We start from the raw sequence: 23,630 nt of genomic DNA on the forward strand, positions 1-23,630 counted from the left end.
GCGGCGTACGGGTGCTTAGGGAATGACGGGCGTTGCGGCTTGGCTGCCCGTCCCTGCTTTGGAATTGAAGACTGTTGCACCGATGGGTGCGCCTTCGCTTACAGATTTGGGTTCGTTGTAGCGTTTTGGCTCGCGTGCGCTTAGGGAATGACGGCTGTTGCGGCGCGGGTCGCTCGCCTTCGCGTGACGGTCGCGTTTTTCAAAGCGGCTTGGGGTGGTTTGGCTGCAACGGGCGTGAATTCCAAAGTGGCCGTGGCGTTCGCCCTGCAGCAGTCCGCGTTTTCAAAGCAGGATGATGCGAAGGGACGGTCCCTTCGTGTCCCTCGTGTCATTCGTAATGTAAGCTGTTTGTAAGCAAGCTTACAAACGGGGCCCTGAGAGGTCCTTCTCGCCCGTGCGAGTGCGTTCCTTACGTTATGCTAATCAAGCGTTTACAAAGCTGTGACAATTGGCCGCCTGTGCGGTGCGAAGGAAGCGAGTTCGCCTTTGATTAGCTTTGAGCAGTTTCTCGGCGTCCTGTCGAGCAACCCGTTCCTGATCGTCGTCATGCTTCTGGTGATGGGGACCATCTTCGTCAACGGCGCCACCGACGCCGCAAACGCCATCGCCGAGCCGGTGGGCACCCGCTCGATCAACGTCGACCACGCAATCATCATGTCCGTCATCTGCAACTTCGTGGGCCTCGTGGCCATGTCGTTCATCTCCACCGCCGTCGCGGACACGATCTCGGGCATGGTGGACTTTGGCGGGGACTCGCACGCCGCGCTCATCGCGCTGGCCGCGGCCACGGTGGGCATCGTGGCGTGGGGCCTGGGCGCCTGGGCCTTCGGCATCCCCACCTCGGAGAGCCACGCGCTCATCGCCGGCCTCACCGGCGGCGCGCTGGCGGTCTCCGGCGGCCTTGACGGCGTCAACATGGGCGAGTGGGTCAAGGTCGTCTACGGCCTGGTGCTCTCCACGGTTCTCGGCTTTCTGGCGGGCTGGCTGATCTCGAAGGTCATCCCCATCGCCTGCCGCAACGCAGACCGCCGGCGCGCCAACAACTTCTTCGGCCGCATGCAGGTGCTGGGCGCGGCGGGCGTGGCCCTCATGCATGGCGCGCAGGACGGCCAGAAGTTCATGTCCACCGCGATGCTCGCCATCGCCCTCTCGCTCAACATGACGGTGGACGAGATGGGAGGCTTCCCGCTCTGGATCATGGTGCTCTGCGCCGCGGTCATGGCCATCGGCACCGCCGTGGGCGGCAAGAAGATCATCAAGAAGGTAGGTATGGAGATGGTGCGCCTGGAGAAGTACCAGGGGTTTGCCGCCTCCGTCTCCGCCACCGCGAGTCTGCTCATCGCGACGCTGACGGGCCTTCCCGTCTCCACCACGCACACCAAGACGGCGGCCATCATGGGTGCCGGCGCCGCCAAGGACCCCAAGTCCGTCAACTGGGGGGTGGCCAAGGAGATGGTGCTCACCTGGGTGTTCACGTTCCCCGGCTGCGGCGTCATCGGCTACGTCCTCGCGCGCCTGTTCCTGGTGCTGTTCTAGGCGCGCCCGCACGGCCGAGCGCCTAGGCCGGCTCCGGCGTCCGCGACCAGGCGGTCCCGTCCCGTGGCGCCCGCGCCCCGCACGTACTTCTCGCCCCTCGTCACTACGCAAAGGAGACCACATGCCCCGCATCAAGAAGGAAGACGAGTTCTACACCATGCTCAAGGAGTTCGCCGCGCTCATCGTGGAGGCGGCGGAGGAGTACAACGGGATCGTCCGCGACTTCCCCAACTCCAAGAGCCGCATCCCGCACATGAAGGTCTTTGAGTCCAACGCCGACGAGCGGGTCAAGGCGATCATGTCCAAGCTCTACACCTCGTTCATCACGCCGATCGACCGCGAGGACATCTCCGCCCTGGCGCTCGCGATGGACGACGTGGTGGACTCGATGTACGGCGTGGCCGTGCGCCTGGACCTCTTCAACCTGAACGACCTGCGCCTCGAGGGCGAGCAGATCTCCGAGCTCACGGTGCGCGCCGTGCGCGAGATGCAGGAGATGATCTTCCACCTGCCCGACTACAAGAAGGACCGCGCCGTCATGGAGAAGGCGCTGGCCGTGGGCAGCATCGAGGACGAGGGCGACACCGTCTACCAGACGGCGCTGCGCCGCCTCTTCTCCGACGAGGAGGACGCCTCCGGTAAGTACGCCGTCACCTGGCTCAGGATCTTCGACCGCATGGAGCTCTGCCTTGACGCGTGCGACCACGTGTCCGGCATCGTGCGCGACATCATCATGAAAGACGCCTAGCGAGAAGAACGTCTCGTTACGGGGTTTGCCCGCCAAAAGGCCGCCGGGACTTCACACGAGAGTGCGCTTTGCGAAACTCTCGCTTAGAAGCCCCGGCGGCCTTTTGGCGGGCCGCAACGTACGGCTTCTCTTACCGCAAAGGGCGGGGTGTTGCGGGGCTGGGGGTTGTTGACGCAACGGACGCGATTTTGTAAGCGACGCCCGCGCCCGCCCGCGCTTCTCGCCGCGCTATACTGTGAGTGACACATTGTCGCTTACAGAGAGGGAGAGGGGACCGCATGCTGTATCGTGACTTCAAGGGGCTCAGCCTGTCGCGGCTCGGCTTCGGCGCGATGCGCCTGCCGTGCGTGAACGGCGACGATGCCACGCCGGACCAGGACGCCGTCAACGAGATGGTGGACTACGCGCTCGAGCACGGCGTCGACTACTTCGACACCGCCTGGGGCTACCACGATGGCCAGTCGGAGGTCGTGCTCGGCCGCGCGCTCGCACGCCACCCGCGCGAGTCCTACTACCTGGCCGACAAGTTCCCCGGCTACGACCTCTCCAACATGGACAAGGTGGCCGAGATCTTCGAGCGCCAGCTGGAGAAGACCGGCGCCGGCTACTTTGACTTCTACCTCTTCCACAACGTCTGCGAGATGAACGTGGACGAGTACCTCAACGCGGACCACGGCATCCTCGCCTACCTGCTGGAGCAGAAGCGCGCGGGCCGCATCCGCCACCTGGGCTTCTCGGCGCACGGAGACATCGCCTGCATGACGCGCTTCCTCGACGCCTACGGCGACGAGATGGAGTTCTGCCAGATCCAGCTCAACTACCTGGACTGGGAGTTCCAGAACGCGCGCGGCAAGGTCGAGCTGCTGTCGAGCCGTGGCATTCCGGTGTGGGTTATGGAGCCGGTGCGCGGAGGCAAGCTCGCGCGCCTCGGCGAGAAGGACGCGGCGCGCCTGCGCGAGCTGCGCCCGGACGAGGAGCCGGTGGCCTGGGCGTTCCGCTTCGTGCAGGGCGTCCCCGAGGTCGTGGTCACGCTCTCTGGCATGTCCGACTTCGAGCAGCTCAAGGCCAACGTCGAGACGTTCTCCGAGGAGCGCCCGCTCACGGCCGACGAGCGCGCCGCTCTTGACGAGGTGGTGGCCAGCATGACCTCGCAGCACACCGTCCCGTGCACGGCGTGCCACTACTGCACCTCGCACTGCCCGATGGGGCTCGACATCCCCAAGCTGCTGGAGATGTACAACGAGGCCATGGTGACCGGCGGATCGGGCGGCTTCATCCCCTCGATGTTCGTGGGCACGCTGCCGGAGGACAAGCGCCCGAGCGCCTGCATCGCCTGCGGGAGCTGTGCGGCGGTCTGCCCGCAGCAGATCGACATCCCCGGCACGTTGGCTGACTTTGCGGAGCGGCTCGCGGGCTAGGCTTTCGCGAGTGAGGTGCGCGGGGTCCGTGCCGCGCGCTGCGTGTCGCGTTCCGCAGTGGCGCTCTTCTTGGCTCGCCCGAAGTCACGCCTTCGCCTTGAAGCGTGACTTCGGGCGAGTTTTTCTCGCCGGTCGCATGCTGACTCGCGCAAAGTCACGCTTTGGGTGCCGGAGGTGTGACTACAAGCGAGCTGCACGGCGTTGACTCGCTCTATGTCACGTTCTTCTCGCCAAGAGCGTGACTTCGAGCGAGTTCTCTTGCCGGCTCGCGCGAAGTCACGGTGTGAGGCCGCAAAGTGTGACTTCAAGTGAGTTATCCGTTGTCGGCTCGCGCAAAGTCACGGTAGCGCGCAGCAAAGCGTGACTACGAGCGAGTTGCAAAACGCTGACTCGTGCAAAGTCACGTTTTGGGTGCTGGAAGCGTGACTGCGAGCGAGTTGCAAGACGTCGACTCGCGCAAAGTCACGCTTTGGCCGGTCGCGCGTCTTTGGCCGGCCGCACGCTTTGGCTGCGCGTCGCGCGGAGCTCTCACTCTCGCCAGAAGCCTTTGGCGCGGGCCTCTGATACACTGGCGGCAGACTGACGGCGGACTTTTGGAGGGGCTATGCGGCCCAGCAGCCTCAAGGCGGTCCTGTTTGACTTCGACGGGACGCTCTGCGACACGGAGGGGCACAACCTCGCGCTCATCCGCGGCATTCTGCATGCGATGGGCGCGCCCGTGACTGACGCCGAGCTGGCCGAGCTTGCCGGCGGCGACGATCGCGTGACCGTGCCGCCGCTGCTTGCGCGCTACGGCGCCACCGGCACCATCGACGACTACGAGCGCGAGCGCGACGGCTGCTACCGCACTTACGCGGAGGCCGACCTCGCGCTGGAGCCGGGCGCGCGCGAGCTCGTGGCGTCGCTGCGGTCGCGCGGCGTGGCCACGGCGCTCGTCTCCACGACGGTCGCGCGGTGCCTGCTCACGGCGCTCGACCGGCTGCGCGCCCTTGACCTCTTTGACGTGGTGGTGACCGGCGACATGGTGGCCCGGCGCAAGCCGCACCCCGACCCCTACCTGCGCGCGCTCGAGCTGCTGGGCGTGGATGCCGTGGACGCGCTCGTGGTGGAGGACTCGCCGACCGGCATCGCCGCTGCGCACGCGGCCGGCTGCCATGCCATCGGCTACGCGGGGTGCTCGGTGGAGCAGGACCTCTCGTCGGCCGACGAGGTCGTCAGCAGCTACGTGGGGCTGGAGCTCTAGGGCGAGAAGAGCCGCGCGACCCGACCGGACGGCGGGATTTGCGCGCCGGCGCGGTAGGGTACGTACACCCATCCGCAGGGTACGTACATTGCTGCGACTTTGATGTCCTTCTCGCCAGCTCTTTTACCTGCGGAAACGTTGGACGGACTGTCGAGAAGAACGTCAGGCAGTGTACGTACCCTACGGAGGCAGCGTACGTACCCTGTGGGTGGGCCGGGTGGAGTGTACGTACCCTAAGCCGAACTCGGGCTGCAGTGTACGTACCCTAGCGAGAAGAACCGCGCGGCTGCCTGCTACGCTAGCGTGGAGGCAAGCGCCAGGAGCTCGTCCACGTCGGCGGCCTGCGTGGCCCAGGAGCAGACGAAGCGCGCCACCACGCGGCCGTCGGGGAGCTCGTAGAAGGTCTCGCAGCCGCAGGCCGCCTCGAAGGCGTCGCGCTGCGCGGCGCTCATCACAAAGAACTGCTGGTTGGAGGCGGAGTCCCCGTACGGCTCAAAGCCCAGCTCGACCATGCCTGCGCGCAGCTGGAGCGCACGCTCGTTGGCGCCGCGGGCCAGGTGCCAGTAGAGCGCCTCGCCGCCGTCCGCCGCCGGCGAGAAGGCCGCCTCGAACTGCACGCCCAGCAGGCGCCCCTTGGCCAGAAGACCGCCGCGCTCCTTCTGGAGGTAGGGGAAGGCGCGGCGCAGCTTGGGGTCGGCGATGACCATGGCCTCGCCCATGAGCATGCCGTTCTTGGTGCCGCCCAGGTAGAAGGCCCCGCAGCGGCGGGCGATGTGCTCCAGCGTGAGGCCGCCGGCGGCCGGCGAGGTGAGCGCCGAGCCCAGGCGCGCGCCGTCGAGAAAGACCGGCAGGCCGCGGGAGTCCGCCCAGTCGCAGATGGCGTCAAAGCGAGCCAGGTCCCACACCCCGCCGATCTCGGTGGTGTCGGAGATGTAGACGCAGCCGGGGCGCGTCATGTGGCGGCCCGTGGAGGTCTGGAAGCGCCAGACGCGCTCGGCGGCCTCCGGGGAGAGGAAGCCGTCGCGGTCGTCGGTGGGCAGCACGGTGCGCCCGCACGCCGCCACGGCCCCCGTCTCGTGCACGTTGATGTGGGCGTCGGGCGTGCAGACGGCACCCTCCCACTCTTCGAGGAGGCCCGTCACGCCGATCACGTTGGCCGAGGTCCCGCCGATGCAGAACTCCACGTCCACGTCGTCACGGCCGCAGGTGGCACGGATGAGCTCGCGGGCGCGCTCGCAGTGCGGGTCGCCCTCGGTGTAGCCCACGGTCTGCTCGTCGTTGGTTGCCACGAGCGCGGCCAGGATCTCGGGTGCGGCGCCCTCGGAGTAGTCGTTGCGGAACATGCGCATGGCGGTGCCTCGGTTCTTCTCGGCGGCTTGGACCGGCCAATGTTAAACCTGCGCAAAGCGGTGCCCCCGCCCGGCGCGCAGGGTTTATCGTGAGCGCAACACAACCCAGACCAAGAGGGGGACACCCACATGGAGAAGAAGGACATCGACTGGGGCAGCCTGGGCTTTGCCTACCAGCCCACCGACTACAGCTACGTCTGCAACTATCATGACGGCGCCTGGGAGGAGGGCGGCCTCACCACCGACCACACCCTCACGCTCTCCGAGTGCGCGGGCATCTTCCACTACTGCCAGGAGGTCTTCGAGGGCCTCAAGGCCTACACCACCAAGTCCGGCGACATCGTCTGCTTCCGCCCGGACCTCAACGCCTCCCGCATGGCCGACTCCGCGCGTCGCATCGTGATGCCGCCGTTCCCGGAGGACAAGTTCGTCGAGGCCGTCAAGATGGTCGTCAAGGCCAACGAGGCCTGGGTGCCGCCGTTCGGCTCGGGCGCCACGCTCTACGTCCGCCCGTTAATGGTGGCCACCGGCGAGGTCATCGGCGTCAAGCCCGCCGACGAGTACCAGTTCCGCATCCTCGTGACCCCGGTGGGCCCATACTACTCGGGCGGTGTCAAGCCCGTGGCCGTCAAGGTGCCCGAGTACGACCGCGCCGCGCCCCACGGCACCGGCGCCATCAAGGCCGGCCTGAACTACGCCATGAGCCTCTACCCGAGCGTCCAGGCCCACGCCGAGGGCTTCGCCGACAACATGTTCCTCGACCCCGAGACCCACACCTACGTGGAGGAGTCCGGCGGTGCCAACTTCATGTTCGTGGACAAGGAGGGCACGATCGTGGTGCCCCAGTCCGCCACCAACTCCATCCTGCCGTCGATCACCCGCCGCAGCCTGGTGCAGGTTGCGCGTGAGATGCTCGGCATGACTGTGGTGGAGCGCCCGGTCAAGTTCGAGGAGGTCGCGAGCGGTGCGTTCGTCGAGTGCGGCATGTGCGGCACCGCGGCCGTGATCTCCCCGGTGGGCAAGGTCGTCAACGGCGACACCGAGGTCGTCTTCGGCGAGGGCGGCATGGAGCACGTCGGCCCCGTGATGGCCAAGCTCCGCGAGACCCTCACCGGCATCCAAGACGGCGAGATCGAGGGCCCGGAGGGCTGGGTCGTCAAGATCTGCTAGGCGAGAAGAACGTTCATCGCGCGGGTGCTGCCCCCGGCCGCTCGTCGGGACTTCACGCGAGAGTGCGCTACGCGGAACTCTCGCTTAGAAAGCCAAGGGGTCGGCGGGGCAGCCGTCTCTGAGCGGGTTCTCTTACCGCAAGGGGGCGGGGGCGGTGAGGCGGCACCCGCCTGCGTGAGGCCCTTCTCGGCGTGCTTTGTTGCGGCCGCGTCTCTGGCGCGTTGCTGGTGGCCTGCGCGGGCGGGGCCTGTCGTAGAATGACCCCATCTGACGACAGGAGGACCTCATGCCGCTCACCAGAGAAGACGTTGCGGGCATCGCGGACTACGCGCGGATCGCCCTCACGGACGCGGAGCTCGACGAGATGACCACGTACATGAACGAGGCCGTGGCCCTGCTCGAGCCCATTCGCCAATACGACCTCGAGGGCGTCGAGCCCACCTTCCACCCCATCGGGGACCTCTCCAACGTGATGGCCGCCGACGTCCCGGACGACGACGTGCGCCACCTGCCCGTTGACGTGGCGCTTAAGAACGCCGGCTCCAGCCGCGAGCGCAGCTTCCGCGTGCCGTCCATCCTCGGTGACCAGGGAGGTGACCGCTGATGTGCGCCGCCGCGCCCAACGCCGCCAGCACCACCAGCCTCGACCAGTTCTCCGCCCGCCAGATCGCCGCGGGCGTGGCCGCTGGCGACTTCTCCGCCGTCGAGGTGGCCCGCGCCGCCCTTGACGCTGTCGAGGCCCGCGACGGCGAGGTCCAGGCGTTCCTGCAGGTCTCGGCCGACCTCGCCCTTGCCGCTGCCGAGGCGACCGACGCCCGCCGCGCCGCGGGCGAGCCCCTCGGGCCGCTGGCCGGCGTCCCTGTGGCGTTCAAGGACAACATGAACCTCGTGGGCACCCGCACCACCTGCGCCTCCCGCATGCTGGAGAACTACGAGAGCCCCTACACCGCCACCTGCGTCCAGCGCCTGCTTGACGCCGGTGCCACGCCGGTGGGCAAGACCAACATGGACGAGTTCGCCTTCGGCTCCTCCACGGAGTCCTCGGCCTTCCACCCCACGCACAACCCCTGGGACACCGAGCGCGTGCCCGGCGGCTCCTCGGGCGGCTCGGCCGCGGCCGTGGCCGCCGGCGAGGTCACCGTGGCCCTGGGCTCGGACACCGGCGGCTCCATCCGCCAGCCCGCGAGCCTCTGCGGCGTGGTGGGCATGAAGCCCACCTACGGCGCCGTGAGCCGCTACGGCGTGGTGGCCTTCGGCTCCTCGCTCGACCAGGTGGGCCCGTTCGGCCGCAGCGTCGAGGACGTGGCGCTTGCCATGAACGCGCTCGTGGCCGCCGGGCACGACCCGTGGGACTCCACCTCCCAGGACTGCCCGGTGGACTTCCTCGAGCACCTCGACGATTCCATCGAGGGCCGCTGCGTCGGCATCGTCCCGGCCCTCATGGATGCCGAGGGCCTCACGCAGGAGGAGAAGAACGCGGTTCTTCTCGCCGCGCACGCCCTCGAGGAGCAGGGCGCCCGCGTGGTCGAGGTGGAGCTTCCCAACATCGCCTCGGCCATCGCCGCCTACTACGTGATCGCGCCGTGCGAGGCGTTCTCCAACCTCGCGCGCTTTGACGGCGTGCGCTACGGCTACCAGGAGAGCGGCTGCGCCACGCTGGCCGAGCAGACCTCGCTCTCCCGCGCGCACGGCTTCGGCGAGGAGGCCAAGCGCCGCCAGATGCTCGGCGCCTACCTGCTCTCCAGCGGCGTCTACGACACGTACTACTACCCGGCGCAGCAGGTCCGTACCCTCATCACGGCCGACTACGCACGCGCCTATGAGACCTGCGACGTCATCCTCATGCCGGCCACGCCGCGCACGGCCTTCCGCTTTGGGGAGATCTCCGACCCCACGCAGATGTACGCCTCGGACATGTACACGATCTCCAACAACATCGCCGGCAACGGCGGCATCTCGGTGCCGATGGGCCTGGGCGCCGTCTCCGGCCTGCCCGTCTCCGCGCAGCTCCAGGGCCCGGCGTTCAAGGACCGCTCGCTGCTCACGTTTGCCCGCGCCATCGAGCGCGCGGTGGGCACCGCGCCAGTTGCGCCCGGCTTTGCGGGGAAGGGGGGTGAGCTCAGATGAAGAAGCTCGCCGAGGTCCTGAGGGACTGGGAGGCCGTGATTGGCCTGGAGGTCCACACCGAGCTCACCACGCTCGAGACCAAGATGTTCTGCAACTGCCGCCTGTCGCACGACGACCCGCCCAACACCAACGTCTGCCCCGTGTGCCTGGGTCTGCCGGGCGCGCTGCCGGTGCCCAACGAGCACGCCATCGAGTCCATCGTGATGGCGGGCCTGGCCACCAACTGCGAGATCCAGCGCCACTCGATGTTCTACCGCAAGCACTACTTCTACCCGGACATGGCCAAGAACTTCCAGACCACGCAGGGCCCGGTGGCCTTCTGCATGCACGGCCACCTGGACCTGGAGGTCTCCGGCGAGGGCGCGCGCGAGCGGCCAGACGGCACGGGCGTCGAGAAGGACGCCGACGGCTCCTACGTGGCCCCCGTCCGCATCCTGCGCATTCACATGGAGGAGGACGCGGCCAAGATGGTGCACGTGGGCGGCGAGGAGGGCCGCATCACGGCGGCCACCGAGAGCCTCATCGACTACAACCGCTGCGGCACCCCGCTCATCGAGCTCGTCACCGAGCCCGACCTGCGCACGCCCGAGGAGGCGCGCCTGTTCATGGAGAAGCTGCGCGAGACCTTCCTCACGCTCGGCATCTCCGACTGCTCGCTGGAGAGCGGCTCGATGCGCTGCGACGGCAACGTCTCCCTGCGCCGCCGCGGGGAGACCCGCCTGGGCACCAAGACCGAGATGAAGAACATCAACTCGTTCAAGAGCCTGCACGACGCCCTGGAGCACGAGATTTGCCGTCAGGCCGAGGTGCTCGAGGAGGGCGGCATCGTCTACCAGGAGACGCGCCACTGGGAGCCCAGCCGCAAGCGCACCGTGGTCATGCGCGTCAAGGAGACCGCCGACGACTACCGCCTCTTCCCGGACCCCGACCTCGCGCCCTTCGACCTCACCGACGAGTTCATCGAGCGCTGCCGGGCGCGCATCCCCGAGCTGCCGGACGCCAAGCGCGCCCGCTACATGGCTGACTACGGCCTCAAGAAGAAGGACGCGGCCCAGATCGCGTCCGACCCGGCGGTGGCCGCCTTCTTCGAGGAGGCCCTCGACGGCATGGGCGAGAAGAACGTGGGCACGCTGGCCAACGTCATGGTGAACCTCGTCCCGAGCTTCCCGGGGCTGACCGTGGGGCAGGTGCGCGGCATCACGGGGCTTCTCGCCGAGGACGCGGTGACGTTTGCGCAGGCCCGCGAGGTGCTGGAGGCGGTGAGCCAGACCGGCGAGGACCCGGTGGCCTACGTGGACGCCCACGGCATGCGCCAGTCCACCGACGAGGGCGCGCTTTCGGCCATCGTGGATGAGGTGCTCGGCCGCTGCACGGACCAGGTCCAGCAGTACCGTGACGGCAACAAGAAGGTGCTCGGGTTCCTCGTGGGCCAGTGCATGAAGGCCGCTAAGGGCTCGGGCAACCCCAAGGCCTTCAACAAGATGCTTGCGGAGCGGCTGGAGGCCTAGTGAGCAAGACGCACTGCGGACATTTAGGTTAAGCCCGTCCGCGAGCCGTGCGTTTCAAGAATTCCGTATCGCAACGTGCAGCTGGAGGATGCTTCGAGATTCCGGGGCGTCCGCCAGCCGCACGTGTTTCTCGCCATTTTGAAATATGGCTCGGGATTGCCCTTCACTATTTCAAATAGAGAAGATATCTTGAAATAAGAGAGGTGTATCCTGTCTCATATTTCAACTTAGGAGATGGTTGTGGTGCCAGGTGCGCGGCCGGGCTCGTTTATAACCAACCTAAGCGGTGAGCTTGCGTATCAGTCGTTCCGGCCGGCCCCGTTGCCGCCTGACCCGCCGCTGCTCTTTGACGGCCCGCTTTCCGAGCGTGTCGGAAGCGCCAACCGGCATCTTGCCGAGCTGGATGCCATGTCGCGCTTCATTCCGAGCGTCGACCTCTTCATTTCGTCGTATGTGCGCAAAGAGGCCCTCATGTCCTCTCAGATTGAGGGGACGCAGTGCACCTTGGATGATGTGCTCGACCCGGAGGCGGAGGGTTCTGCCAACGCCGACGTTGCCGAGGTGGTCAACTACGTCCGAGCCATGCGTGGTGCCATCGAGGATCTTTCTGGACTGCCGCTTTGTAACCGCCTGCTGCGGCGGGCCCACGCCGTTCTTATGCGGGGCGTCCGCGGGGAGGACAAGACCCCGGGCGAGTTTAGGCGGTCGCAGAACTGGGTGGGGCCTGCGGGCTGTACGCTGAGGGAGGCCCGCTATGTTCCGCCCAACGTGGAGGACATGTACGAGGCGATGGGAAGGCTAGAGACCTATCTCAACAGCGGAGATGCCAATGACCCCATTGTGAGGGCGGCACTCATCCACTATCAGTTTGAGACCATCCACCCCTTCCTTGACGGCAACGGGCGTGTTGGGCGGCTGCTCATCCTGCTGTTTCTCATGCAGGAGGGATTGCTTCATAAGCCGGTGCTCTGTCCCTCCTACTTTCTCAAGCGAAACCAGTGGGAATACTACGACCGTATGACGCGGGTGCGAGAGACGGGCGACTACGAGCAGTGGGTCGGCTTCTTCGTAGAGGCAGTCGACGCCGCGGCGGTCGATGCGTCCCAGGCCATCGGGAGGCTTGTGGAGCTTCATGATGCCAACCTCGGCAAGATAGCGAAAACGGGGAGGGCCCTGAAGAGCACCGAGCGCGTTTTTACGTACCTTGAGCAGCAGCCAATCATTGACATTGGGCGGACTGCCCGGGCACTTGGCGTGAGCTACAACACCGTGTCCGGTGCGGTAAGGAGGCTGGAGGCGCTCGACATTGTGACCGAGCGGACAAACGCCCAGCGTAACAGGGTGTTTGCCTATGATGACTACCTTGCCGTACTGCGCCGGGGAACGGAGTAGGCCACTTTGCGCGCCGCCTGTCCTTCTCGCCGTCGGGGGTGCGCAAACCTGATAGACTGCCGAACCCGGGGACGTCAGAGGGCGAGAGGGGCAAAGTGGACGCTGAGGAGCGCGCGCAGCAGGCGGAGACGGTCGAGCCGGTCTCGGAGGTGGTGAGCGCGGACGAGGCCGAGCGTGCCGAGCGGCTGTCGAAGAAGCGGATGGCCTACAGCTTCCCGCAGTTCTTCGGCATGCTCAACGTGGGGCTCATCCTCACGGCGGCAGCGCTCGTGCTCTTCAAGACGCCCAACCACCTGGCCTTCGGCGGCACCACGGGCTTTGCGATCCTGTTCAACGCGGCGCTGCCGGTGCTGCCCGTCTCGGCGTACATGTGGGTCATGAACGCCGTCCTGGTGGTGCTCGGCTTTGTCTTCCTGGACCGCAAGGCGGTGCTGTGGAGCGCGTTCGCCTCGTTCGCGCTCTCGGGCTACACCTCGCTCTTTGAGTGGCTGTTCCCGGTGACGCAGTCGATCACCGGCGACCTTTGGCTCGACGTCTGCTTTGCCGTGCTGCTGCCGGCGGTGGGCTCGGCGCTGGTCTTTGACATCGGCGCGTCCACGGGCGGTACGGACATCCTGGCCATGATCTTGCGCAAGCACACCGACATAGAGATCGGCAAGGCGCTCTTTGCCGTCGACGTGGCCGTGGTGGTGGCCGCCATCGGGATCTTCGGCGCGCGCGTGGGCCTCTACTGCGTGCTGGCGCTCATCGGCAAGACCTTCGTGGTGGACGGCTTCATCGAGTCCATCCGCCAGCGCAAGGTCTGCCAGGTCATCTGCGCGCGCCCGCGCGAGGTGGAGGAGTTCATCGTCAAGAAGCTCGGCCGCACCGCCACGGTGACCTTTGGCTGGGGCGCCTACTCCGGGCGGCGGCAGACCATCCTCACGAGCGTCCTCACCCGGCGCGAGGCCATGCGGCTCAGGCTCTTCGTGCGCGCGACCGACCCTGGCGCGTTCATCACGATCACGAGCAGCTCGGAGATCATCGGGCGCGGCTTCCGCGGCGTAAACTAGCCGCGGGCGGCACGCCTCGGATCCTCCCCGCCCGGCGAGAAGGACCTGAAGCGAGAAGGGCCCGCGCCCTACGCGTCCTTCTCGCCGCTTCGGGCCTCGTCGAGGTAGCTGTAGAGGGTGTACTTGGAGATGCCGAAGTACCTGCAGACCTTGGGCCCCGACTTGGTGATGAGGAAGGCGCCGGTGTCGTTGAGGTAGCGGATCGCGCGGACCTTCTCCTCCTTGGTCATGAGCGCCGCCGGCGTGCCCACGAGCTGCACGCTCTGCTCGATGAGGTCGTCCAGCAGGTCGGCCACGTTGCGGACGATGGGCTCGGGCTCGCGCGGCGCGCTCGGCTCGGTGCCCACGAGCCAGCCGATGACGTCGTGCGCGGCGCGCAGCACCGTGATGTCGTAGTTGATGGCAAAGATGCCCACCGTGCGGCCCTCGTCGTTGCGGATGAAGACCGTCGAGGACTTGAGAAGCTTGCCGTCGGCCGTCTTGGTGAGGTAGGAGAGGCGGTCGGTGAGCTTGGCGCCGTCGGCGTGTAGCGCCTCGAGCACCACGTGGCTCGGGCCGTCCCCCAGGCGCCGCCCTGTGACGTGACCGTTCTCGATGGCCACGATGGAGTGGCCCGGGTCCGCCGACTCCAGGTCGTGCACCACGACCTCGCAGCCGCTGCCAAACTGCAGCGCCAGCGCGTGGGCGAGTCGCTTGTAGAAGTCGAGCTGGGTTTCGGTCAACGGGATACCTCCTTGGCCCGCGCGCGTGCGCGGGTGAGCGGGCGTGTCAACTATGGTACCCGAAGCCTTCTCAAAACTAACTTTTTGTTAGCAAAACAAGCCAAACAGTCTGGTCGCAGGGTGCGGGGTCCCTGCGCCGACCTGGCGTTATAGTGCCCCAAGTACAACGAGATTCTCGCCGTAAGCGGCGCGCTCGTCAACCGTTCGCGTTTCGTAACCTACCGTCTAACAGATTTTCATTAAAGCAGACATTTTGTTAGATATTCCACGTGAATAATGGAGGACATAGTCGCAGACTCGTGGAGAGGACGAACATGGCGAAGTCACGGGCCGCGGGCGACGGGGGGTCGTCCGCCATTCTGTTCCAGCGCGAGGGGATGCCGCCGATCGGGGCGATGCTGCCCTGCGCGCTCCAGCACGTGCTGGCGTCGTTCGCCGGCATCATCACGCCGGCCATCCTCATCGCGGCGACCTTCAGCTTCACCACCGAGCAGCGCACCGACATCATCCAGGTGGCGCTCATCCTCTCGGCCATCGACACGGCGCTGCAGGCCTTCGCGCCGTTCCGCCGCATCGGCGGCGGCCTGCCCATCGTGATGGGCGTCTCGTTTGCGTTCCTGCCGGCGCTGCAGGCGATGGGCGCCACGTTCTCCTTCGGCGCCCTTCTCGGCGGAGAGATCGTGGGCGGCGCGGCGGCCATCCTCTTCGGCCTGTTCTACAGCAAGCTCAAGAACCTGTTTCCGCCCGTGGTCACCGGCACGGTGATCTTCACCATCGGCGTCTCGCTCTACCCCACGGCCATCAGGTACATGGCGGGCGGCGAGGGCACCGCGCTCTGGGGCACCCCGCAGGCGTGGTTCGTGGCGCTCGTCACCTTTGCCGTGGTCTTTGGCCTCAACAACTTCGCCAAGGGCACGCTCAAGCTCGGCAGCGTGTTCTTCGGCATGATCGTGGGCATCATCGTCTCCGCGCCCTTCGGCATGCTCGACTTCTCTGCCGTGGGCGAGGCGGGAATCTTTGCGTTTCCCAAGATCATGCCGTACCCGATTGAGTTCGCGCCCGAGGTCTGCATCACGCTCGCCGTGGTCTACCCGATGGTCGCCATCCAGGTCATCGGTGACGTCTCGGCCGCCTGCCTCGGCTCGATGGACCGCATGCCCACCGAGCGCGAGCTCTCCGGCGCCATCGTCTCCCAGGGCGCCACGTCCATCGTCTCGGCGTTCCTCGGCGGCCTGCCCACGAGCGCCCTGGGCCAGAACGTCGGCATCATCTCCTCCAACAAGGTCGTCAACAAGTGGGTCTTCGTGATCGTGGCGGCGGTCTTTGCCGCGGCGGGCCTGCTGCCGCAGCTCTCCGCCGTGCTCACGGCCATCCCGCAGCCGGTCATCGGCGGCGCCACGGTGGGCGTCTTCGGCACCATCACCATGAACGGCGTGCGCATGTTCATCAAGGACGGCCTCACGCCGCGCACCACCACGATCGTGGGCACCTCGGTCGTCTTTGGCCTGGGCATCTGGATGGCCTCGGGCTGCCTGGCGGGCCCCGGCATGCCCAGCTGGGTCACCACCGTCATCGGATCCAACGCCATCACCCCGGCCGCGATCATGGCCATCGCCCTCAACCTCATCCTGCCGGTGGACCCGCCGTACGAGATTCGCCAGGCGGCCACCAAGGAGCAGGCCGTCGCCAAGGTCATGCCCGCCAGCAAGGAGTAACACATGCCACCGACGCGGAGGGGAGACGCCCCTTCGCGCGAGAGGAGGAGCCATGCTGCTCGTAGCCAACGGTCGCGTCGTCACGCGCGACGCTGACAATGCATACCTCGAGCACGGGGCCGTCGCCATCGACGGTGAGAAAATCTGCGAGGTGGGCCCCGAGTCCGCCCTTGCCGAGAAGTACCCGGACGCCGAGTACGTGGACGCCCACGGCGGCGTGATCATGCCGGGCCTGGTGAACTGCCACACTCACATCTACTCCGGGCTCGCCCGCGGCCTCTCCATCAAGGGCTGCGACCCGCACGACTTCCTGGAGAACCTCGAGCAGCAGTGGTGGAAGATCGACCGCGCGCTTACGCTGGACGGCACGCGCGCGAGCGCCTACGCCACGGTGCTCGACTCCATCCGCGACGGCGTGACCACGATCTTCGACCACCACGCGAGCTACCGCGAGGTCCCCGGCTCGCTCTTCGCGATCAAGGACGTCTGCGAGGAGGTCGGCATCCGCGCCTGCCTCTGCTACGAGACCTCCGACCGTGACGGCGCGGAGAAGCGCGACCAGGCCATCGCCGAGAACGCCGCGTTCGCGCGCTGGGCGGCCGACGCCCGCGCCCAGGGCAACCACATGGTGGCCGCGATGTTCGGCGGGCACGCCACCTTCACGCTCTCCGACGAGACGATGGACAAGATGGCCGAGGCCAACGACGGCGTCACGGGCTTCCACATCCACGTCTGCGAGGGCATGAACGACGTCTGGGACTCTCGCGAGCGCCGCGGCGGCATCCCGCCCGTGGAGCGCCTGCTCCAGCACGACCTCCTGGGCCCGCGCACGATGCTCGGGCACTGCATCCACGTCACGCCGGCCGAGATGGACATCATCAAGGAGACCGGCACCCACGTGGTCAACAACCCCGAGTCCAACATGAACAACGCCGTGGGGATCGCGCCGGTGCTGGAGTTCTACCGCCGCGGCATCCCGGTGCACCTGGGCACGGACGCCTACACGCACGACATGCTGGAGAGCCTCAAGGTCTTCATCATCGCGCAGCGCCACAACGCGGGCATGCCCAACGTGGGCTGGGTCGAGGACATGACGATGCTCTTCCAGAACAACCCCGCCATGGCCAGCGCCTACTTCGGCGAGAAGATCGGCGTGCTCGCCCCGGGCGCCGTGGCCGACGTCATCGTGATGGACTACCCGGTCTTCACGCCCTTCTCGGCGGACAACGTGGACGGCCACATGCTCTTCGGGATGATGGGCAAGAACTGCCGCACCACGATCATCAACGGGCGGGTGGTCTACCGTGACCGCTCGTTCGTGGGCATCGACGAGGAGCGCATCAACGCGTGGACCCTCGAGCAGGCCAAGCGGCTCTGGGGGGAGCTCAACGGCACCACCTACTAGCGCAGCGGCCGGGTGCGAGGGGCGCCCGGCCCCCTCGGCCTCCGCGGGGCCGATTCACCCATCTGCCGGCGCGCGGTCTCGTCGGCGGACAGGGGAGGGCGGGGCCCTCCCAGGAGAGGAGCAGCAATGAGCGACGTCATGAGGCCGATGCCGTTTGCCCAGGTCATGGACTGGATCCTGACCGAGCACCAGACCCAGGGGTCCATCTTCGGGGTGCGCAAGGCCTACGTCCACGAGGGCGGCGCGGAGCCGATTTTCGACGAGCGCATCGAGACGCCCTTCGGCCCGGCGGCCGGCCCCAACACGCAGCTCGCGCAGAACATCGTGGCCTCCTACGTGGCGGGCTCGCGCTTCTTCGAGCTCAAGACCGTGCAGGTCATGGACGGCGAGGAGCTCTCCGCCTGCGTGAACAAGCCCTGCATCACGGCCGAGGACGAGTGCTACAACTGCGAGTGGTCCACCGAGCTCACGGTTCCGCAGGCCTTTGCCGAGTACGTCAAGGCCTGGTGGGCCTGCAAGCTCATCGCCCGCGAGTACGGCCTCGGGGACCCGGACGGCTTCGTCTTCAACATGTCCGTCGGCTACAGCCTGGAGGGCATCAAGTCGCCCAAGGTGGACGCCTACATCGAGGGCATGAAGGATGCGAGCGGCACGGAGGTCTGGGCGGAGTGCCGCGACTGGGCGCTTGCCAACCTCGACCGCTTCCAGAACGTGGACGCCTCCTTCGTGGAGTCCGTCTCGCCGCGCGTCTCCCGCTCGGTGACCGAGTCGACCCTCCACGGCTGCCCGCCCGACGAGATCGAGCGCATCGCCACCTACCTCATCACCGAGAAGGGCGTGAACACCTACATCAAGTGCAACCCGACGCTCCTGGGCTATGACTTCGCCCGCGGCCGCCTCGACGAGCTGGGCTTTGACTACATCGCCTTCGACGACACGCACTTCTGCGAGGACCTGCAGTGGGCCGACGCCGTCCCGATGTTCGAGCGCCTGCGCGCGCTCTGCGCCGAGCGCGGGCTCGCCTTTGGCGTCAAGCTCACCAACACCTTCCCGGTGGACGTGACGCGCGGAGAGCTGCCGAGCGAGGAGATGTACATGTCCGGCCGCTCGCTCTTCCCGCTGACGATCGAGCTGGCCCGTCGTGTTTCTCGCCAGTTTGACGGTGAGCTGCGCATCTCCTACTCAGGTGGCGCGGACGCCCGCAACATTCGCGAGCTCTACGCGGCGGGCATCTGGCCGATCACCATGGCCACCAACGTCCTCAAGCCGGGCGGCTACGAGCGCTTCTCCCAGATCGCGGGGCTTCTCGCCGGTGCGCCGCGGCGCGACACGGTGGACGTTGACGCCGTGAGCGAGCTCGCGGCGCGGGTGGCGTCCGGTGCGGACTACCGCAAGCCCATCAAGCCGGCAAAGCCCCACAAGATCGACGCCGAGCTGCCGCTCATGAGCTGCTTCACGGCGCCCTGCCGCTCCGGCTGCCCCATCAGCCAGGACATCCCGGCCTACCTCTCCCGTGTGGACGAGGGGAGGTTCGCCGAGGCGCTGCGCATCATCGTGGAGCGCAACGCCCTGCCGCACATCACTGGCAACCTCTGCCCGCACCCCTGCGGCGCCAAGTGCGAGCGCAGCTTCTACGAGCCCGAGGGCGCGAGCATCCGCGCGCACAAGCTCACCGCCGCGCACGAGGGCTTCGACGAGGTCGTGCGCGCGCTGCGTACGGCGGGGCCGGCGCGCCTTGCCTCCGCGGCACAGAAGAACGTCGCGGTGGTCGGCGGCGGCCCGGCGGGCCTGGCCACGGCCTTCTTCCTGACGCGTGCCGGCGCGCGCGTCACCGTCATCGAGCGCACGGGGGCCCTTGGCGGCATCGCGCGCCACGTGATCCCGGAGTTCCGCATCCCGAGCGCGGACATCGACAAGGACGTGGCGCTGTGCCTGGCCTTTGGCGCGCAGGTTCAGATGAACCGCGAGGTCACGAGCGTCTCCGAGCTCTTTGACGAGGGATTTACGGACGTCGTGGTGGCCACGGGCGCCTGGGCGCCGGGCCGCGTGGGCCTCACGTCCGGCGAGGAGATCGACGTCCTGGAGTTCCTCGAGGCGGCCAAGTCCGGCGAGCCGATGGAGCTGGGGACCGACGTGGTGATCGTGGGCGCCGGCAACACCGCGATGGACGCCGCCCGCGTGGCCAAGCGCGCCGAGGGCGTTGAGCACGTGCGGATCGTCTACCGCCGTACCGTGCACGAGATGCCCGCCGACGAGGAGGAGCTGCAGCTGGCCCTTGCGGAGGGCGTGGAGCTGATGGAGCTTCTCGCCCCGCTCGGCGTGGTGGACGGCGTGCTCACCTGCGAGCGCATGCGCCTCGGCGAGCCGGACGAGTCCGGGCGCCGTCGCCCCGAGGGGACCGGCGAGACCGTGGAGGTCCCGGCCACGGCCGTTATCTGCGCCGTGGGCGAGCAGATCGAGCGCGGGCTCTACGAGGGCGCGGGCGTGGCGTGCGACCGGCGCGGCCGTCCGGCCGGCACCGCCACGGGCGTGGCCCACGTCTGGGCCGCCGGTGACTGCCGCCGCGGGCCGGCCACCTTCGTGGAGGCCATCGCCGACGCGCAGGCCGTCGCCCGTGACCTTGCCGGCGTGGACTTCAACGCCTACGCGCAGAAGAACGTCCGCTCCGACAAGCTCGACGCCATCATGGGCCGCAAGGGCGAGGTCTGCCTTGACGTGGACAGTTGCACCACGAGCCGCTGCCTGGGGTGCGCTACGGTCTGCGAGGTCTGCTGCGACGTCTGCCCCAACCGCGCCAACGTGGCCGTGAAGGTGCCGGGGCTCGCGCAGCAGCAGGTGGTCCACGTGGACGGCATGTGCAACGAGTGCGGCAACTGCGCCGTGTTCTGCCCGTGGAGCGGGCGTCCCTACAAGGACAAGCTGACCCTCTTCTGGAGCGCCGAGGACATGGACGCAAGCGAGAACCGCGGCTTCCTGGCGCTGGGCGACGGCACGTTCCGCGTGCGCCTGGCCTCCAGCGAGGGCGTCTATGACGTGGAAGACGCCGCGTGCGGCCTGCCCGAGGACGTGCGCCTCACCATCGCCGCCGTCCGCGACGGCTACGCCTACCTGATGCGGGGGGACAGCTCCCTCGCATCTTCAAAGGAGAAATGAGACAAGGGGACCGTCCCTTCGTCTCATCGGAAGGAGAGACATGGATGACGAGACCAGGCGCATCTGGGTTGCCGACACCGGCTGCATAGGGTGCCGCCTCTGCGAGCGCGCGTGCCCCGCGGGCGCCATGCGCGTGGAGGACCGGCAGGCCCGCATAGACTACGCGCTCTGCATCGCGTGCGGCATGTGCGCCACCGCCTGCCGCAAGGGCGTCATCCACGACGCGCTGGGCATCTACGCCCCGGCGCACTAGGGGGAGACATGGCCGCAAGCTCCAAGGCACCTGCCGCCAAGGCACCCGCCGAGTACCGCTTCACCGTCAACGGGGAGGAGCGGCTCGTCACCTGCGACAAGCCGCTCCTGCGCTATCTGCGCGACGACCTCCATCTCACGTCCGTCAAGGACGGCTGCTCGGAGGGCGCGTGCGGGACCTGCACCGTGCTCGTGGACGACTACGCCACCAAGGCGTGCGTCCTCACCACGCGCCTGGCTCAGGGCCGCGACATCGTGACCGTGGAGGGCCTGCCCCACGAGGAGCAGGAGGCCTTCGTCTACGCCTTTGGCGCGGTGGGCGCCGTACAGTGCGGCTTCTGCATCCCCGGCATGGTCATGGCCGGCGCGGCCCTTATCCACAAGGTGCCCGACCCCACCGAGGACCAGGTCAAGAGGGCCATCCGCGGCAACGTCTGCCGCTGCACGGGCTACAAGAAGATCATCGAGGGCATCCTCCTTGCCGCGGCGATCCTGCGCGGCGAGAAGAGCATCGACCCTGAGCTCGAGCGCGGGGACGACTACGGCGTGGGCAAGCGCGCCTTCCGCGTGGACGTGCGCCGCAAGGTGCTCGGCTACGGCAAGTACCCCGACGACATCGACGAGCGCGACTTCCCCGACCTCGCCTACGCCAGCGCCGTCCGCTCCAAGTACCCGCGCGCCCGCGTGGTTAGGGTCGACGCCGAGAAGGCCCGCGCCCTGCCGGGCGTGCTGGCCGTGCTCACCGCGGCGGACGTGCCCGTGAACGCCGTGGGCCACCTGCTCTACGACTGGGACGTCATGATCGCCGAGGGCGACGTCACGCACTGCGTGGGCGACGCCATAGCCCTGGTGGTGGCCGAGGACCCGGCCACGCTCGAGAAGGCCAAGAAGGCCGTGAAGGTCACCTACGAGGAGCTGGAGCCGGTGCGCTCCATAGAGGAGGCCCGCGCGGAGGGCGCGCCCGTGCTCCACAAGCCCTACCTCGCCTTTGGGAGCTGGGTCACGCCCACCGACAACATCTGTCAGCAGCGGCATGTGGTCCGCGGCGACGCGGCGGCCGCGCTCGCGCACGCCGCCCACAAGGTGACGCGGACCTTCAAGACGCCGTTCACCGAGCATGCGTTCCTGGAGCCGGAGTGCGCCGTCGCCTTCCCGTACAGGGACGGCGTGAAGGTGTGCTCCTCCGACCAGGGCGCCTACGACACCCGCAAGGAGATCGCCCACATGCTGGGCTGGGACGACACGCCGGAGCGCGTGGTCGTGGAGACCATGCTCGTGGGCGGCGGCTTCGGCGGCAAGGAGGACGTCTCCGTGCAGCACCTGGCCGCGCTCGCCGCGCTCGCGGTGGGGCGCCCCGTCAAGGTCCGCCTCACGCGTCAGGAGTCCATCAACTTCCATCCCAAGCGCCACTACATGGAGGGAACCTTCACGCTCGGCTGCGACGAGGACGGCATCTTCTGCGGCCTCGACTGTGAGATCAACTTCGACACCGGTGCCTACGCGAGCCTCTGCGGCCCCGTCCTCGAGCGCGCCTGCACGCACTCCGTGGGGCCGTACTGCTACCAGAACACGGACATCCGCGGCTACGGCTGGTACACCAACAACCCGCCCGCCGGGGCGTTCCGCGGCTTCGGCGTCTGCCAGAGCGAGTTCGCCCTGGAGAGCCTCATCGACCTTCTCGCCGACGAGGTGGGGATCTCGCCGTGGGAGATCCGGTACAGAAACGCCATCGAGCCGGGCAAGGTCCTGCCCAACGGCCAGATCGCCGACCGCTCAACGGCCCTCAAGGAGACCCTACTGGCCGTGAGGGACGTCTACGAGGCGCACCCCGGCCACGCGGGCATCGCGTGCGCGATGAAGAACGCGGGCGTGGGCGTGGGCCTGCCCGACGCGGGCCGCTGCAAGATCCGCGTTGAGGGCGGCCGCGCCGTGGTGTACTCGGCCACCTCGGACATCGGCCAGGGCTGCAACACAGTCTTTCTGCAGGACGTCGCCGAGGCGACGGGCCTCCCGCTCTCGAGCATCGTGAACGGCGAGTGCTCCACCGAGAACGCGCCGGACTCCGGAACCACCTCCGGCTCGCGCCAGACCCTTATCACCGGCGAGGCCGTGCGCGGGGCCGCCTTCCTGCTGCGCGACGCCATGCTCGCGGTGGAGGAGGGGACCGAGACCGACGACGGCCCCGTGGCGGCCCACGGCGACGGCTTCACCGTGGAGTACGCCGACGGCTCGCCGTACGTGGGGCCGGGGGCGGGCTACCACGCGGCCGACCCCGTGGCGGCGCTCGCCGCCCTCGAGGGGCGCGAGTTCTCCTACGAGTACCTCGAGAAGACCGACAAGCTCGGCGCCGACGTGGAGAACCCCAAGAGCCACGTGGCCTACGGCTACGCCACGCACGTCGTGATCCTGGACGATGACGGCCGCGTGACCGAGGTCCACGCCGCGCACGACTCAGGCAGGGTCGTGAACCCCATCGCCATCCAGGGCCAGATCGAGGGCGGCGTGCTCATGGGCATGGGCTACGCGCTGACCGAGCGCTTCCCGCTGAAGGACTGCGTGCCCCAGGCCAAGTTCGGCACCCTGGGCCTGTTCCGGGCGCCGGACATCCCCTACATCAACGCGATCTACGTCGAGAAGGACGAGCTGCTGGACGTGGGCTACGGGGCCAAGGGCATCGGCGAGATCGCCACGATCCCCACGGCACCGGCGGTCCAGAACGCCTACCGGGCGCTCACCGGCGAGCTTCAGTGCGAGCTGCCGCTCCGCCACTCCTACTACGCGCGCGAGTAGGGCCCCAGACCCCCCCTCACCGGGCCCGCCGGCTGCCATGCCCGGCGGGC

General features: G+C 67.8%; 16 protein-coding genes and 1 pseudogene. 15 read left to right on the forward strand and 2 right to left on the reverse strand.

The genetic code is table 11. The features are described from left to right. Positions 1-486 precede the first annotated feature (486 nt). From H9X80_RS05470 to H9X80_RS05485, 4 genes are all read left to right on the forward strand, one after another. Complete coding sequence (locus H9X80_RS05470) at positions 487-1,536, forward strand: inorganic phosphate transporter (protein WP_204793333.1); 1,050 nt, start codon at positions 487-489, stop codon at positions 1,534-1,536. A 121-nt stretch (positions 1,537-1,657) separates the two neighbouring features. After that, positions 1,658-2,284 (forward strand): DUF47 domain-containing protein, encoded by a 627-nt coding sequence (locus H9X80_RS05475; RefSeq protein ID WP_204793334.1) that lies wholly within the window; start codon positions 1,658-1,660, stop codon positions 2,282-2,284. A 278-nt stretch (positions 2,285-2,562) separates the two neighbouring features. Next, positions 2,563-3,702 (forward strand): aldo/keto reductase, encoded by a 1,140-nt coding sequence (locus tag H9X80_RS05480; protein WP_204793335.1) that lies wholly within the window; start codon positions 2,563-2,565, stop codon positions 3,700-3,702. A 604-nt stretch (positions 3,703-4,306) separates the two neighbouring features. Continuing rightward, a complete protein-coding gene (locus H9X80_RS05485; protein ID WP_204793336.1) occupies positions 4,307-4,945 on the forward strand; it encodes an HAD family hydrolase in 639 nt (212 codons plus the stop codon). 293 nt (positions 4,946-5,238) lie between these two features. Here the strand turns inward: H9X80_RS05485 and H9X80_RS05490 are convergent, their stop codons facing one another. Continuing rightward, positions 5,239-6,294 (reverse strand): threonine aldolase family protein, encoded by a 1,056-nt coding sequence (locus tag H9X80_RS05490; RefSeq protein WP_204793337.1) that lies wholly within the window; start codon positions 6,292-6,294, stop codon positions 5,239-5,241. A 126-nt stretch (positions 6,295-6,420) separates the two neighbouring features. Between H9X80_RS05490 and H9X80_RS05495 the strand changes: the two are divergent. From H9X80_RS05495 to H9X80_RS05520, 6 genes and pseudogenes are all read left to right on the forward strand, one after another. Next, positions 6,421-7,464 (forward strand): annotated as a pseudogene (locus tag H9X80_RS05495) (branched-chain amino acid aminotransferase); the annotation flags it as partial. Positions 7,465-7,750: 286 nt separating this feature from the next. Beyond that, a complete protein-coding gene (gene gatC / locus H9X80_RS05500) occupies positions 7,751-8,068 on the forward strand; it encodes an Asp-tRNA(Asn)/Glu-tRNA(Gln) amidotransferase subunit GatC (protein WP_204793339.1) in 318 nt (105 codons plus the stop codon). Beyond that, positions 8,068-9,591 carry an Asp-tRNA(Asn)/Glu-tRNA(Gln) amidotransferase subunit GatA gene (gene gatA, locus H9X80_RS05505; RefSeq protein ID WP_204793340.1) on the forward strand — a complete coding sequence of 508 codons (1,524 nt, stop codon included), beginning with the start codon at positions 8,068-8,070 and terminating at the stop codon, positions 9,589-9,591. The genes gatC and gatA overlap by 1 nt, the downstream gene beginning before the upstream one ends. Further along, positions 9,588-11,099: an Asp-tRNA(Asn)/Glu-tRNA(Gln) amidotransferase subunit GatB gene (gene gatB / locus H9X80_RS05510; RefSeq protein WP_204793341.1), complete on the forward strand. Its 1,512-nt coding sequence runs from the start codon at positions 9,588-9,590 to the stop codon at positions 11,097-11,099. Before gatA ends, gatB begins: the two co-directional genes overlap by 4 nt. Before the next feature lie 240 nt (positions 11,100-11,339). Continuing rightward, positions 11,340-12,491: a Fic/DOC family N-terminal domain-containing protein gene (locus H9X80_RS05515; protein ID WP_204793342.1), complete on the forward strand. Its 1,152-nt coding sequence runs from the start codon at positions 11,340-11,342 to the stop codon at positions 12,489-12,491. Between the two features lie 95 nt (positions 12,492-12,586). After that, positions 12,587-13,543: a YitT family protein gene (locus H9X80_RS05520; RefSeq protein ID WP_342590877.1), complete on the forward strand. Its 957-nt coding sequence runs from the start codon at positions 12,587-12,589 to the stop codon at positions 13,541-13,543. Between the two features lie 68 nt (positions 13,544-13,611). Here the strand turns inward: H9X80_RS05520 and H9X80_RS05525 are convergent, their stop codons facing one another. Further along, positions 13,612-14,265, reverse strand: coding sequence for a helix-turn-helix transcriptional regulator (locus H9X80_RS05525; RefSeq protein ID WP_204793343.1), 654 nt, complete (start codon positions 14,263-14,265; stop codon positions 13,612-13,614). Positions 14,266-14,579: 314 nt separating this feature from the next. On the opposite strand from H9X80_RS05525, the gene H9X80_RS05530 reads away from it, so the two are divergent. The 5 genes from H9X80_RS05530 (at position 14,580) to xdh (ending at position 23,580) form a co-directional block, all read left to right on the forward strand. Next, positions 14,580-15,980 carry a uracil-xanthine permease family protein gene (locus H9X80_RS05530; RefSeq protein ID WP_204793344.1) on the forward strand — a complete coding sequence of 467 codons (1,401 nt, stop codon included), beginning with the start codon at positions 14,580-14,582 and terminating at the stop codon, positions 15,978-15,980. Positions 15,981-16,032: 52 nt separating this feature from the next. Continuing rightward, entirely contained in the window at positions 16,033-17,385 is a 1,353-nt protein-coding gene (gene ssnA / locus H9X80_RS05535; protein ID WP_204793345.1) for a putative aminohydrolase SsnA, read from the forward strand. 126 nt (positions 17,386-17,511) lie between these two features. Further along, positions 17,512-20,538, forward strand: a complete 3,027-nt coding sequence (gene ygfK, locus H9X80_RS05540) for a putative selenate reductase subunit YgfK (RefSeq protein ID WP_204793346.1) — start codon at positions 17,512-17,514, stop codon at positions 20,536-20,538. A 40-nt stretch (positions 20,539-20,578) separates the two neighbouring features. Further along, a complete protein-coding gene (locus tag H9X80_RS05545; RefSeq protein ID WP_204793347.1) occupies positions 20,579-20,791 on the forward strand; it encodes a 4Fe-4S binding protein in 213 nt (70 codons plus the stop codon). An 8-nt stretch (positions 20,792-20,799) separates the two neighbouring features. Beyond that, positions 20,800-23,580 (forward strand): selenium-dependent xanthine dehydrogenase, encoded by a 2,781-nt coding sequence (gene xdh, locus H9X80_RS05550; RefSeq protein WP_204793348.1) that lies wholly within the window; start codon positions 20,800-20,802, stop codon positions 23,578-23,580. Positions 23,581-23,630 lie beyond the last annotated feature (50 nt).

The organism is Olsenella profusa (genome assembly GCF_016900315.1).
Classification (GTDB): Bacteria; Actinomycetota; Coriobacteriia; order Coriobacteriales; family Atopobiaceae; genus Thermophilibacter; species Thermophilibacter profusus_A.

Coding starts and splice junctions, on each gene's coding strand:
- xdh (WP_204793348.1), top strand. CDS start 20,800: ATGGCCGCAAGCTCCAAGGCACCTGCCGCCAAGGCACCCGCCGAGTAC.
- gatC (WP_204793339.1), top strand. CDS start 7,751: ATGCCGCTCACCAGAGAAGACGTTGCGGGCATCGCGGACTACGCGCGG.
- H9X80_RS05490 (WP_204793337.1), bottom strand. CDS start 6,294: ATGCGCATGTTCCGCAACGACTACTCCGAGGGCGCCGCACCCGAGATC.
- H9X80_RS05475 (WP_204793334.1), top strand. CDS start 1,658: ATGCCCCGCATCAAGAAGGAAGACGAGTTCTACACCATGCTCAAGGAG.
- ssnA (WP_204793345.1), top strand. CDS start 16,033: ATGCTGCTCGTAGCCAACGGTCGCGTCGTCACGCGCGACGCTGACAAT.
- H9X80_RS05545 (WP_204793347.1), top strand. CDS start 20,579: ATGGATGACGAGACCAGGCGCATCTGGGTTGCCGACACCGGCTGCATA.
- gatB (WP_204793341.1), top strand. CDS start 9,588: ATGAAGAAGCTCGCCGAGGTCCTGAGGGACTGGGAGGCCGTGATTGGC.
- gatA (WP_204793340.1), top strand. CDS start 8,068: ATGTGCGCCGCCGCGCCCAACGCCGCCAGCACCACCAGCCTCGACCAG.
- H9X80_RS05485 (WP_204793336.1), top strand. CDS start 4,307: ATGCGGCCCAGCAGCCTCAAGGCGGTCCTGTTTGACTTCGACGGGACG.
- ygfK (WP_204793346.1), top strand. CDS start 17,512: ATGAGCGACGTCATGAGGCCGATGCCGTTTGCCCAGGTCATGGACTGG.
- H9X80_RS05530 (WP_204793344.1), top strand. CDS start 14,580: ATGGCGAAGTCACGGGCCGCGGGCGACGGGGGGTCGTCCGCCATTCTG.
- H9X80_RS05480 (WP_204793335.1), top strand. CDS start 2,563: ATGCTGTATCGTGACTTCAAGGGGCTCAGCCTGTCGCGGCTCGGCTTC.